12 protein-coding genes are annotated in these 12,420 nt (G+C 63.0%); 9 read left to right on the top strand and 3 right to left on the bottom strand.

Annotated features, from left to right (window positions below):
• Positions 1–427 precede the first annotated feature (427 nt).
• Complete coding sequence (locus P1IM2_RS07555; protein WP_186402014.1) at positions 428–1,222, top strand: FkbM family methyltransferase; 795 nt, start codon at positions 428–430, stop codon at positions 1,220–1,222.
• A 152-nt stretch (positions 1,223–1,374) separates the two neighbouring features.
• Entirely contained in the window at positions 1,375–2,457 is a 1,083-nt protein-coding gene (locus P1IM2_RS07550; protein ID WP_186402013.1) for a glycosyltransferase family 4 protein, read from the top strand.
• Here the strand turns inward: P1IM2_RS07550 and P1IM2_RS07545 are convergent, their stop codons facing one another.
• Positions 2,458–3,342, bottom strand: coding sequence for a UDP-glucuronic acid decarboxylase family protein (locus P1IM2_RS07545; protein WP_409574537.1), 885 nt, complete (start codon positions 3,340–3,342; stop codon positions 2,458–2,460). It lies immediately after the preceding gene.
• Between P1IM2_RS07545 and P1IM2_RS19050 the strand changes: the two genes are divergently transcribed.
• A complete protein-coding gene (locus tag P1IM2_RS19050; protein ID WP_409574538.1) occupies positions 3,226–3,552 on the top strand; it encodes a hypothetical protein in 327 nt (108 codons plus the stop codon). The two genes, P1IM2_RS07545 and P1IM2_RS19050, sit on opposite strands and share 117 nt — an antisense overlap.
• Positions 3,549–4,712 carry a glycosyltransferase family 2 protein gene (locus tag P1IM2_RS07540; RefSeq protein ID WP_186402011.1) on the top strand — a complete coding sequence of 388 codons (1,164 nt, stop codon included), beginning with the start codon at positions 3,549–3,551 and terminating at the stop codon, positions 4,710–4,712. Before P1IM2_RS19050 ends, P1IM2_RS07540 begins: the two co-directional genes overlap by 4 nt.
• Here P1IM2_RS07540 and P1IM2_RS07535 read toward each other — a convergent pair.
• Both P1IM2_RS07535 and P1IM2_RS07530 read right to left on the bottom strand, forming a co-directional pair.
• Positions 4,669–5,460 (bottom strand): WecB/TagA/CpsF family glycosyltransferase, encoded by a 792-nt coding sequence (locus tag P1IM2_RS07535; RefSeq protein WP_260833948.1) that lies wholly within the window; start codon positions 5,458–5,460, stop codon positions 4,669–4,671. The two genes, P1IM2_RS07540 and P1IM2_RS07535, sit on opposite strands and share 44 nt — an antisense overlap.
• The gene (locus P1IM2_RS07530) at positions 5,457–6,863 is read right to left on the bottom strand and encodes a hypothetical protein (RefSeq protein WP_186402009.1); all 1,407 of its coding nucleotides are present in this window, start codon (positions 6,861–6,863) and stop codon (positions 5,457–5,459) included. The genes P1IM2_RS07535 and P1IM2_RS07530 overlap by 4 nt, the downstream gene beginning before the upstream one ends.
• Positions 6,864–7,204: 341 nt before the next feature.
• Between P1IM2_RS07530 and P1IM2_RS07525 the strand changes: the two genes are divergently transcribed.
• From P1IM2_RS07525 to P1IM2_RS07505, 5 genes are read left to right on the top strand one after another with little or no spacing between them, the layout of a single operon-like run.
• Positions 7,205–7,825 (top strand): polysaccharide biosynthesis/export family protein, encoded by a 621-nt coding sequence (locus P1IM2_RS07525; protein WP_186402008.1) that lies wholly within the window; start codon positions 7,205–7,207, stop codon positions 7,823–7,825.
• Between the two features lie 23 nt (positions 7,826–7,848).
• Positions 7,849–9,063 carry a hypothetical protein gene (locus tag P1IM2_RS07520; RefSeq protein WP_186402007.1) on the top strand — a complete coding sequence of 405 codons (1,215 nt, stop codon included), beginning with the start codon at positions 7,849–7,851 and terminating at the stop codon, positions 9,061–9,063.
• A complete protein-coding gene (locus P1IM2_RS07515) occupies positions 9,063–10,502 on the top strand; it encodes a Wzz/FepE/Etk N-terminal domain-containing protein (RefSeq protein ID WP_186402006.1) in 1,440 nt (479 codons plus the stop codon). Before P1IM2_RS07520 ends, P1IM2_RS07515 begins: the two co-directional genes overlap by 1 nt.
• A gap of 19 nt (positions 10,503–10,521) precedes the next feature.
• Positions 10,522–11,310 (top strand): CpsD/CapB family tyrosine-protein kinase, encoded by a 789-nt coding sequence (locus P1IM2_RS07510; protein ID WP_186402005.1) that lies wholly within the window; start codon positions 10,522–10,524, stop codon positions 11,308–11,310.
• The gene (locus P1IM2_RS07505; protein WP_186402004.1) at positions 11,307–12,374 is read left to right on the top strand and encodes a glycosyltransferase; all 1,068 of its coding nucleotides are present in this window, start codon (positions 11,307–11,309) and stop codon (positions 12,372–12,374) included. The genes P1IM2_RS07510 and P1IM2_RS07505 overlap by 4 nt, the downstream gene beginning before the upstream one ends.
• Positions 12,375–12,420 lie beyond the last annotated feature (46 nt).

Genomic DNA, 12,420 nt, shown 5'->3' with positions numbered 1-12,420 from the left:
GCCGTTGCGGTGGCCAATGCTGGGTCAGCGCCAGGGGGCGACGCCGCGTCTGGACCAGAGGCGTTTGCTGCCGGGGCTGAAGGTGCTTCGAGAAGCCGATCCGACCAGCTCGAACGATGACCCGTCAGCGACACCACCGCCGCATCCGCGGCTCGGATGTAATGGCTGGTATCGGGAAAGAAAAAGGGGGCGCCGTTGAGCAGGGCCGGCCATGCGTAGAGCAGCACCAGCGCTGCCCATAATCCGATCCTCGGCAGACGTCGCACCAATCGATGCCCCTATGATTTCGTTCGCGAATCCGCGAACTGCCCGTCAAGGCGTAGGATAGCCTGAGCACGAGGTCCACTGTTGCCAAGCCCAGCCTGTGTCCTTTTGATACGTATGACGCGCGCATTGCCCTCGGCGCCAGTTTTGCTATTCCCGCATCATGACCCCCGCCGTTCTTGCCGCCCGCTATTGGCCCTTCGCGAACGGGTCGGGGCGGATCATCGACCGCTTCGCGCGCGGGGTCGATCTGGGACAGGGCGAAAGATTGGCGCAGACGAGCGACGGATTTGCGCTGCGCGTTCGCGCCGATGACCTGATCGGACGGCATATTCTGCTCACAGGCCGCTTCGATCGTTCGGTCGTCCAGGTCCTGCTGGATCACGCGCGCCCAGGCGACGTGCTTCTCGATATCGGGGCGAATATCGGCTATGTCGCGGCCTGCTTCCTGAGCCGGATCGCGGACTCAAGTGCAATTTGCGTTGAACCTCAACCCGAAATTGTCGATCTGCTCGAAGCGAATATGGCGCCCTTTGGCGATAGAGTCGCCATCCACCGCGTTGCGCTATCCGACGCCGCTGGCGAAGTCCGGTTTCGCATAGATCAGGCCAATCGGGGTGCCTCACGCATAGACGCGGACGGAGAGTTCGCCGTGCCCGCGATGCATGCCGGAGAATTGCTTGCCGGTCTGCCGCGTCTCGACCTCATCAAAATGGATGTCGAAGGTCATGAGGAGACCGTTTTTCATGCCATCGATGTCCAGCTTGCGCGCCTCGCGCCGCGCGCAATTCTGTTCGAGGATCAGGGGGCAGGGGCAGCCGAAGCGATAGGTACGCTGCTGCACCGCCATCGCTACACCGTCTTCGGAATCGACAAGCGCCTGCTGCGTACGCGGCTCGTTCCGATCGTTTCGAGCGGCGACTGCAGGTATAATGATTATCTCGCCGTGCGGACCTGAGCATTTCTCTTCGTATCATCCACCGCAGGGTCTTCACCGCTTCGCAACAAGTTTTTCGCTATGACAGTGGGCGGAAGGGTGGCGCCGCTGGTAGCGCCGCCCTTCCACTGTATTGCGCGCGCCGTGCGCACCCAAGCTGACCAGGGAAATTCATGAAGCTGCTGTTTGCCTTGCCGGGATTTCATCGTTTCGACCGCGGCGCAGAGGTTGCCTTGCTGTCGGTGGCGACGGAACTCGCGCGCGGCGGCGACGCAGTTACCGTAATGGGTTCAGGCGAACCACGTGAAGGTCTGCCTTACACGTATCGCCGCGTCGGTGCCGTGCGCCGTGAGCGCTTCGAGGCCTTTCCCTTCTTTCCGCCGCTTCGTAGCGAAACCGCATGGGAAGATGCGAGCTTCGTTCCCGGTCTGCTCGCGGCTTATCGGCCCGGCGACTTCGACGCGGTGATAACCTGCTCCTTTCCCTTCACCCATTGGGCGCTCGGAAGGCCCGCGAGCAAGCGGCCGCTGCGCCTGTTCGTGACCCAGAACGGCGACTGGCCAGCCTATGCCACCAATTCCGAATATCGCAGCTTTCGCTGTGATGGCCTGGTTTGCACCAATCCCGACTATCTCGAACGCAACCGGTCCAAATGGCCCTCGGCGCTCATTCCAAACGGCGTCGATCTCGAGCGTTTCCATACCGGCGAGGGGGATCGCGCACGTTTCGGACTCCCGCTGGACCGACCGATCGTGCTCATGGTCAGCGCGCATATCGCAACAAAGCGCGTGCTCGACGGCATTCGCGCCGTCGCGCAGCTTGAAGATGCGCATCTCGTCGTGGCGGGGGATGGTCCGCTCCGCGACGAAGCCGCAGCGCTCGCTGCCGAGATATTGCCCGGTCGCTATCAGCGGGTGAGCCTGCCGGCGACCGAAATGCCGGCGCTGTACCGATCGGCTGATATCTTTCTGCACCTCTCGCTTCTTGAATCCTTCGGGAATGTTTTCCTCGAAGCCTGGGCGAGCGGCCTCCCGGTTGTCGGCCATGACAGCGAAAGGCTGCGGTGGATCCTGGGTGAGAACAGCGCATATCTGTGCAACACCGAGCAAAGTGAAGCGCTGGTCGAGACAATCCGCCGGGCGCTCGCGCAGGGTCGCCGGACCGAAGGCGTCGCAAGCGGGATCGAGCGTTTTGGCTGGCCGACGATCGCCGCGCAGTATCGCGAATTTATCTCGGCACTGCTGGCGCGGCGCTGATCAGTTCGCGAGGCGGCGGAAATAAGCGATCGTCTGCTCGAGCCCTTCGCGCAGCCGAATTGCCGGTTCCCAGTCGAGCTCGCGGCGCGCGAGACTGATATCGGGCTTGCGCTGCGTCGGATCGTCGGAGGGCAGGGGGAGCTGGACCAGCTTCGAACGCGCGCCGGTGAGTTCGATAACAAGCTCGGCCAGTTCGCGGATCGTGAACTCCACCGGATTGCCGAGATTAACGGGGCCAGTGAAGCCGGTAGGTGTTTCCATCAGGCGCAGCAGCGCTTCGACCAGATCATCGACATAGCAGAAGCTGCGGGTCTGCGAACCATCGCCATAGATGGTGATATCCTCGCCGCGCAGGGCCTGCATGACAAAATTGGAGACGACACGGCCATCGGCGGGATGCATGCGCGGACCGTAGGTGTTGAAAATGCGCGCGACCTTCACGTCGATGCCATGCTGACGGTGATAGTCGAAAAACAAGGTCTCCGCACAGCGCTTGCCTTCGTCGTAACAGCTGCGCAGTCCGATGGGATTAACGTTGCCCCAATAGCTTTCGGTTTGCGGATGCTGAGTGGGGTCGCCATAAACTTCGCTCGTCGACGCCTGCAGGATCGGTACCTTGATGCGCTTTGCAAGGCCAAGCATGTTGATCGAGCCGATCACCGAGACTTTGGTGGTCTGCACCGGATCGTGCTGATAATGGATGGGCGATGCGGGGCAGGCGAGGTTGAAGATCGCATCGACCTCGACGAAAAGGGGATGGCACACATCGTGGCGCATGAATTCGAAGCGCGGATGCGAAAGCAGATGAGCGATATTTGCCTTGGCACCGGTGAAGAGATTGTCGACGCACAATACTTCGTCGCCGCGCTCGATAAGCCTGTCGATCAGATGCGAACCGACAAAGCCGGCGCCTCCGGTAACCAGGACCCTGCGGGCCAGAAAATAGTCACGCGCCATACCGAAATTCCCCTCTGCTTTCCATTCTCTATCGGCACTGAGGAATGTTGCAAGCTCGCGGCGCTCCGCAGCGCGCCAGCGTTGCACTTTGAAACAGCGCGCGCTCCAACTCTTTCGTCCGGAGCGATGGCGCGGTGATCGATCTTCTCGCCTGGGTCCTGGCGACCCCCTTTCTCCTTCTCCTCGCCTATCTTCTGGTCGAACTGACCGCCGGCCTGGCGCGCCTCGCGCCGCGCGATCCTGACACTCCGCCAGCGCATATGGTGCTGCTCATACCAGCGCATGATGAGTCCGCTTCGATTGCGGAGACGGTGCGCGGGCTGGCGGCAGCCTCACCAACCGCGCACATCCTCGTCGTGGCCGATAATTGTTCCGATAATACCGCCGAACGTGCGCGCGCAGCGGGCGCCGAGGCCATCGAGCGCAACGATCGCGAGCGGCGGGGCAAGGGATTTGCACTTGCCTTCGGACGCGATCATCTTGCCGGCGCCCCACCAGACGCCGTGATTGTCGTCGACGCCGACTGCCGCATGGATGCGGGAAGCGCCGAACGGCTCGCGGCCGCAGCGCTGATCTCGGGCGCGCCGGTTCAGGCCAGCAATTTGCTGGCGTCCCCTCCCGGTGTGTCGCCGCTCGTCTCCATCTCCAATTTCGCGATGCTGGTGAAGAATGTCGTCCGGGCGCGCGGGCTGCTGCGGATTGGCGGCGGGGCGCTCTTGTTCGGAACCGGCATGGCCTTTCCCTGGTCGCTCTTCGCGCGGCTTCCGCTCGCGAGCGCCAATGCGGTCGAGGACCTTGAGCTCGGGCTTCGCCTCGCGCGCGAGGGGATCAAGGTAGGCTTCGACGATGGCGCGCGCGTGACCAGTCCCGCAGCCAGCCTTGCGAGTAGCCGCGGGCAGCGCAGCAGGTGGGAACATGGGTTTCTCGACACTGCGCGAAGGCAGGCGGGGCCGCTGCTGGGCGCAGCGAGGCGGCGCCGCTCGCGGCATTTGGCCGCGCTTGGTGCGCATCTGCTCGTGCCGCCGCTCGCCCTGCTGCTTTTCGCAGCCGCGCTCGACCTGGCGCTTGTTACCGGTCTCGCGCTGTCGGGCGCTGACAGTCGGCCCGCCATGTTGCTGCTTGTGCTCCTCGCGCTTGTTGCGCTCGCCCTGCTCGCCGCCTGGTGGCGCGAGGCGCGGGCACTGCTTCCGGCGCGCGATCTTCTGCGTGCCCCGCTCTATCTGCTCTGGAAGCTGCCCGTCTATCTTGCCTTCTTCACCCGCCGGCAGACGGGGTGGAACCGGACAGGTCGCGACTAGCCCGCGCGGTTCGCCAACGCTGCCAGATGGCGATTATTCGGGGTCCCTCGACAAGATAGCGTCGCCAAAGACGGCGCGGTTCGCTGAGCAGGCGGAACAGCCACTCAAGGCTCGCCCGCTGCATCCAGTTCGGCGCCCGGCGCTTCGCGCCGGTCAGGAATTCGAGCGAGGCTCCGATGCACAGCGCTACCCCGCGGGCTCCGCCACGCGCCGCGATCTCCGCGCACAGCAATTCGCTCTGGGGAGCGCCAACGGCAAAAAGGATGACATCAGCTTTGCTGCTCACAACAAAGTCGCCGACCGTTCGTCGGGCGTCGGCATTGCTCCGCAATCCCATAGGCGGCGCATGAAACAGCCACTCGAAACGCGGGTAAATTTGTTCAAGGGCCGCATGCATAAGCGGATCGCCGCCAATCACCGCGATACGGCCGCGCGGGAGCGCGTAGGCGAGCAGGTCGCGCGTCAGATCGCTTCCCGGAACGACCGGCAAGCGAATATCCGCGAGCGCGGCGAGGCGCGCCAGGATGCGGCTGTCACAAAGGCAGAGCGCGGCGCCCTCATAGGCAGCGAGCAGCTGGGGATTTGGCGATCGGTCAAGTCCCACGATATGATCGACATTCGGCGTGACGACATAGTGAAAGCTCTCGCCGCCAGCGCGGCTTACCACCGCCCGCCGCGCGCAATCGATATCGATGGGATCGAAGGAAAGTCCCAGAAACTCCTGTCTTGTAGAGATTTTTTCTCTCATCGCGTGACGATCCGGCCAAAGAGCCCGTTCGGCGGCGCCTCACCGGGCACAAGATCGATTCCGTAAAGCTCACGCGCACGCTCAAGCCCGCGCTGCGCTGCCGCCCTGCAATCATCTCCCGCGCGATCGCAGGCCGCCGCATAGAGGCGCCAGCCACTTATCAGCGCGGGTGCATCATGGGTCAGTCGCCGGGCCACCGCGATCGACTCGCGCTGCTTTCCATTCGCTTCGAGCCAGCCCATGAACTGCGCTGCGAGCACCGAGCTCTGACGATTTGCATCCATGCCCTGACGCCACATGCGATTGGCATTCTCAGGATCGCCGCGTTCGGAATAGCTGATAGCGGCCAGACGCCATGCGTCGATCCTCTCGGGACACTGGCTGGCCGCCTCCTGGGCCGAGCGTAGCGCTCCATCAAGTTGCCGCATGTCGAGACGCGCGCTCGCCCGCACGACAAGCGCGCGGCAATTGGTCGAATCCTCTTCAAGAATTGCGTTCGCGCGTGCCAGCGCCCCGGCCCGATCGCCGCGCCGAAGGAGGGCGGCCGCTTCCAATGTCGCCCGATCGGTGCCTGACAGGGTGGCGATCAGGCGATCTGCCGCGGCGAGGCGTTTTGCTTCGACAAGATAGGCTGCCACTGCGATCCGTGCTGCCGGCGTGCCGGACGCGGCAATGGAGCCGACAGCGGCATCACTCGGAGCCTCGGGGTGATATTCCCGCCAGAGGGCAAGGATTTGCGGGATATCGTCCCGAGCAAGTTCGCTCTTGGCCAACAGCGCCGCGAGGAGCGCGTCCGCATCCTTGGTGCGGCCTTGCTTGTAAGCAAAATTGGCTTCGTCGATCCGCAATGCATCATTGGCGGGCGCAAGGTTCCGAAGCTTCGCAAACTCGGCCTGCATGCCGTTGAAATCATGGAGGGCGCGGTAGATTTCGAGCCGGGTCATCGCGATACCGCTGGTATCAGTCTTCTTGGCACTGAAAAGATCGAGGACCGCTAGCGCCTCCTTGCCTTCCCCTTTGCGAAACAGGGCGCGCGCCTTGAGAATCGCACCGCCCTCATTTGCTGAGTCGCGCGCCAGTATCTTGTCTGCATAGCCGACCGCATCGTCGAAACGGTTGCGCACGATCGCGTGGAGGCCGCGGACGAGCAGCGCGTTCGGATCGTCGGGTTCGAGTGAGAGTATCGCTTCGGTGGCCGCGAGCGATTCCCGCAGATTGCCGGTCTGGAGACCCAGTTGCGAAACCGCTTGCAGTGCCTCCATATTGCTCGGGTCGAGCGCCATGGCGTTGCTATACGCGTCGAAGGCTTGCGGAATAGCCTTGACGGCATATTCGATACGCCCCCTAAGTATATGATATTGCGGTTCGTCGTCGCGCTCTGCAATGGCTTCCTTGATCGCCATGCGGGCTTCGGCGAAACGGCGCTCGCCCAGCAATTCCTGGGCGCGCATCGCATCGCGCGCCGCTGCGGCGTCCGAACGGCCGCATCCCGACATCAAAAGGCTCGCCATGAGGGCAGCAACAAGCGTGAAGCCGGCGCGCGTTTTTGTGCCGCCGCGACACAGCTGCTTTTGCCTTTCAGGGTTAACGTGATAGTCAGGGATCATAGGCATCCTTATACTGTTGCAACTTCTTCTGTCGACTGATCGGGCTGGCTGACGCCGGGCAACGATAGAGTCGGCGCCGTAAAGGTTTTATCCCCATGCGCAGATTTTTGCTTTCGATCGGGATCTCCCTGCTATTGATGGCACCCGCGGCCGCCGTGCAGGCAGACCCCGCGCCGCAGCCCGTTCAGTCTTCCGCGCCGGCCGAGGCCGCTCCGGTCCCTGCCGCCACCGCTGCGCCGACGCCGCGTGCGGGTGCCTACCGCATCAATGCGGGCGACGAGCTTGAGATCTACGTGTGGGGCGAGGAGCGACTGCAGCGCAAGGTGAAGGTGCTTCCCGACGGAACGATCGCCTTCCCGCTTGTCGGCAAGGTCGTAGCCCAGGGCTATTTGCCGTCCGAAGTCGAAGCGATGATCACCAACGGCCTGCGCGATCAGTATCGCGGCCAGGTTCCGCAGGTGACGGTGTCGGTGGTGCAGCCTTCGGGGATGCAGTTTTCGGTGATGGGACGTGTCCGTTCGCCGGGCACCTTTACGCCGGGGCGCTACGTCAATGTGCTCGAAGCGCTCAGCATGGCGGGCGGACCGAGCGAATTCGCCAATCTCGACAACGTGCTCATCATTCGCAAATCCGGTGACGATCTGCGCACGATGCGGGTCCGGCTGGCGCCCCTGTTCAAGATGGGCGGCGACAGCAGCGATATCGCGCGCGCCAATATTCTGCGCATCGAAACCGGCGACACGGTCATCGTCCCGTGAGGCGCAGGTGGGGCAGGAGGGGCATGATGCGGAAAATTGCTTCATCGATAATGATGTTGGCGTGCGGCCTTTTCGGCACCGCGCAGGCGCAGGAGCCGCAGGTGACCGTCGATGTGTCGGCGGGCGCATCGGTGTCGACCAATCCTTTTCTTTACGTTGATAGCAAGGCCGCCGCCGCAGCGACGCTCGAAGTGCGTCCGATGATCGTCTGGGAAAATGAATCGGGCCGGACCAGCCTCGATGGCACGCTACGCCTTGCGCAATATAGCCAGCGCTACGGCAATGATTTTTCGGGGCGCGCCGGCGTGTCGAGTGATCAGAAGCTCGATGAGCGCACGACGCTCAGCATGGCGGGATATTATCAGACTTCGCGCTCGGTCGTGCAGGATGGCTTTTTCTTTCCGATCGAGGCGCCGCTTGATCCAGGAAGCATCCCCGATCCCAGTATTCCGCCGGTCGATACCTCGATTGCGGGCGTTCGCACCCGCCGGCAGAATGCCAGCGCGTCGATCGGCCTTAGCCATGCGATCGACGAGCGCAGTTCGATTGATGCCGGCCTGTCGCTCGACGCTGCCTTCGTCGAGCGCAACGTGGGCTTCGACTATCAGGATCTCTCTGGTCACGTCGGCTATCAGCGTCAGTTGACCGAGCGCACCGCGCTGACCGCCAGCGTCTCGGTCGGCCGCGTAAATTATCTCGGTCGCAGCATCGGGGACAGTACGATCGTCAGTCCGCAGATCGGTTTGCGGCAGAAAATCAATTCGCGCCTGAGCCTCGTGGCGGGGGCTGGCATATCTTACGTCCGGACCGATGTGGGGACCGGATCGAGGGTCGGACTTACGAGCTTTTCCGGCAATATTGGCCTGTGTGATCAGGGTCTCAATCGCACCATGTGCGTTTCGGCAAATCGCTCCGCGCAGCCCACCGCGCTCGGGGGCGTCTCGAACGTCACCGCGATTGCGGTCAATTATGATGCGCAATTGTCCGAGAAGGACCGTCTCGCCTTTTCCGGGCGCTATGGCCGCACCGATCAAAGCGGTGCTGCGGGCTTTCCGCTCCAGACGCGCATCACCGACATCGTCGGAGCGAGCGCCACTTACAGTCGCAAGCTCAGCGACCGCGTCAGTCTGAACGTGACACCTGCCTATACCAAGCTCTATGGCGATACCCAGGGCCGGCGCGATGCAAATTATTCGCTGATGGTCGGTGTAACGGTGCGCTTCGGGAAGCTTCGCTGATGGATCAGTTCGACGATATGGCCGGCGAGCAGGGTGAAGGCGGGTCCGATTTCATCGGTCAATTGCCTGCAATCCTGTGGCAACGCCGCTGGTGGATCATCGTCCCGACGATCGTCGGCGCGCTCGCTGCGCTGGCGGGTATCCTGTTCATTCCGCCGACCTACCGAGCCAATGCCATCATGCTCGTCGAGTCGCCACAGCTGCCGCAGGAGGTTATCGGGCTCGACGGCGGAGATGCGATCGACCGCCGGATCGCGGCCATTCAGCAGCAGATCACATCGCGTCCCGATCTTATCGAACTGATCGAACGCAACGGTCTTTATGCGAGCGACCGCAAGAGCAAGCCCCTCTCGAAAATTCTCGAGAAAATGCGCGAATCCATCAGCCTTACACCTACCGATGCGGGCTCGCAGCCCAATCGCCCCGATCAGCGGGCCATCGCCTTCGAACTTGCCTTTGAATATTCGCAGCCCGCGCAGGCACAGGCCGTAGCGCAAGCGCTGATGGATCGCGTTCTGCAGCTCGACGCGCGCGGCAATACCGAGCAGGCGACCAATACCGTGCAGTTTCTGTCGGATCAGGCCGCGGGCCTTGAATCGCAGATCGGCGACCTTCAATCGCAGATCGCTGGCGTCAACGCCCGCAACGGCAATGTGCTGGCCTCCGGCGGCATGGTCATCGGTTCGGGGGCAGGAAGCTACGACGTACAGATTGCCGCGCTCCAGCGCGACAACCAGACTCTCCTCATGCAGCGTAATGTCGCGCAGACGAGCGACGAACGCGATCCCACGGTTGCGGCAGCCGAGCAACGGCTTGCTGCCGCGCGGGCGCTTTATTCCGAAACACATCCCGACGTGGTGATCGCCAAGCAGGCGCTTGCCGAGGCGCGGCGGCTTGCCAAGGACAATACGCAAAAGCTGCCGCTCGACACGATCGATGACCAGATCGCGTTCAATAACAAGCAGATCGCGGCCCTTCGCGCCGCAAAGGCGCAGGAGAATGCCGAGGTCAGCTCGCGGCTCGCCGCGCAGGCGCGGGCTCCGCTCGTCCAGCAGCAGCTCGGCGAACTCCAGCAACGTCTGACGGCGCTCAACACGCAATATGAGCAGGTGCAAAAGCAGCTGATGACCGCGCGCGCGGGCGTGCGCGCCGAGGACGAGCAAATGGCCGAGCGCCTGTCGGTCGTCGAGCCGCCGGTCATTCCCGACAGCCCCAGCTGGCCTAACTGCATCCTACTCGCTGCCCTCGGCATCGGTGGCGGCCTCGGGCTCGGTTTTGTACTCGCCTTTGCGGTCGAGCTCTTCCTGCGCCCGATCCGGGATCCTGGGGCGCTCAAGGCGATCCTCGGTGCCTCGCCGATCGGTATCATCCCCGTGATCGAGTCAACGCGCGTTCCCAAGCGCGGTTGGCAGCGTTTCGTTCCGCTTCGCCGCTCCTGATACCAATAAAGGTTCGACCATGGCCGACCGCGATTTTTCCTCTCCCGGCGTCCGCGACCTGCTCCGGCTCGCGGATCTCCCGCTATTCACTCCCGAGCGCGCCGAGCTCAACTCGCACAAGCTCGTTGGCTTCGACAGCCGCGACATTCGCGCGCGTCCCTTCAATCTCCTTCGCTCGAGCCTGAGCAAGAAGCTCAAGGAAAGCGGGTTTCGGCTTGTCGGCTTGACCTCTGCAACGCCTGCGGCAGGCAAATCCTATCTTTCGCTCAATCTGGCCTCGTCGCTCGCGCGCGTGGCCGAGCAACCCGTTTTCCTGGTGGATCTCGATATTCGCCGCGCATCGGTCGCCGAAGAGATCGGCCTGACTCTCGATCGGGGGATCGAGAGCTTCCTCGAAGGCGAAGCGGATGATCTTGCAGCGCTCGGTCGGCATGTCGACGGCAGCGAACTCGGGATATTTCCCGCCGTTCGCCGCAAGCGTAACACCGCCGAGCTTCTCGCCGGCGAACGCTTTGCGCAGATGATCGACATTTTCCGCAACCGCAGCGATGCAGCGATCATCCTCTTCGATTTACCGCCAGCCTTCGCCAGCGACGATGCGATGATCAGCCTTGAATTGCTCGACGGCTATGTGCTCGTCGTCGACAGCGGCAAAACTACCAGGAAGCATGTCGAAGACGTGCTGGCCGTTCTTCACCCGACGCCGTGCGTCGGGACGATTCTCAACCGCTACAGCGGCGGCTTCGCTGACAGCTATGGTTATGGCTATGGCGGGCCCGATTACGGGAAATATTACGATCCGTCGTGACCCGCCAAGCGGAAGCGGAGCCGGCGCTCGCCGAGCGTAAGGGCAATCGCGTCGCGATCTGCATCATTGCGCGCAACGAGGCCGACACGATCGGCGGTTTGATCGATCAGCTGGCGGGACAGTCGCTGGTAAGCGTCGATGGCGTCTCCCGCATCCTCGTTGTCAGCAATGGGTCGAGTGACGCGACTGCGGCCAAGGCCTCGGCAGCCCTCTCGCGGGGATTTGCCGACGGTGGACCGATCTGGAGTGTCCACGACACGCCGATCGGCGGCAAGGCCCGCAGCTGGAATCTCGCGGTTCATGAACTGCTCGATGGCGATCTCGACATTGCGATCTTTCTCGATGCCGATATCGAACTGGCGGGCGAGCATGTGCTGGCGGAACTCGTCGATCGGCTCGCGGGCGATCCGGTGCTGCTTGCCGTTTCGGGATTTCCGCTAAAGAATATCGCCCGTAAGGCGCACAAGACGCTCATTGATCGCTTCTCGCTGCGCATTTCGAGCCAAACGCCGGCGCCGCACGCGATCAATGGCTCGCTCTACGCGGCGCGCATGTCGGAATTGCGCAAGATTTGGCTCCCGGTCCCGACTCCGGGAGAGGATGGCGCGCTCAGCGCCATGATCCACACCGGCGGCTTTACCCATCCCCCGCGGTTCGAGACGATCGCGCGCATGCCGCATCCGACGCATTATTTTGAAGCCCATAGTATCGCGGGCTTCTTCGCGCACGAGCGGCGCATGACGCTCGGCACCACGATCAACGGATGGATATTCGAACATCTGTGGGCCGGCGAACACCGCGATCATGTCGGCGAGCGCATCCAGTCCTGGAACGAGGATGAACCCGACTGGATCGACCGGATCATCGCGCGCGAGGTCGCGGGCAAATGGTGGGCATTGCCCCCGCGGATGCTCAGCTGGCGACTGCACAATCTCAAGGGCGTCGGCTGGCGCAAGGCATTGGCGCGGGCGCCATTCTCGCTCGCCGCAACATTTTTGAACCTCGGCCCCTGCATCGCCGCCAATCGCCTGATCAAGCGGCGCGGCGCGGCGAGCCACTGGTAGGGCGGCAGGCCGCCCGGAACGGGCGGTCTGCGGCGCCGGTCAAAAA

The sequence above is a fragment of the Sphingopyxis sp. P1IMeth2 genome, assembly GCF_900185685.1.
In the GTDB taxonomy this organism is placed as follows: Bacteria; Pseudomonadota; Alphaproteobacteria; order Sphingomonadales; family Sphingomonadaceae; genus Sphingopyxis; species Sphingopyxis terrae_A.
This window is presented reverse-complemented; position numbering and strand designations above follow the sequence as displayed.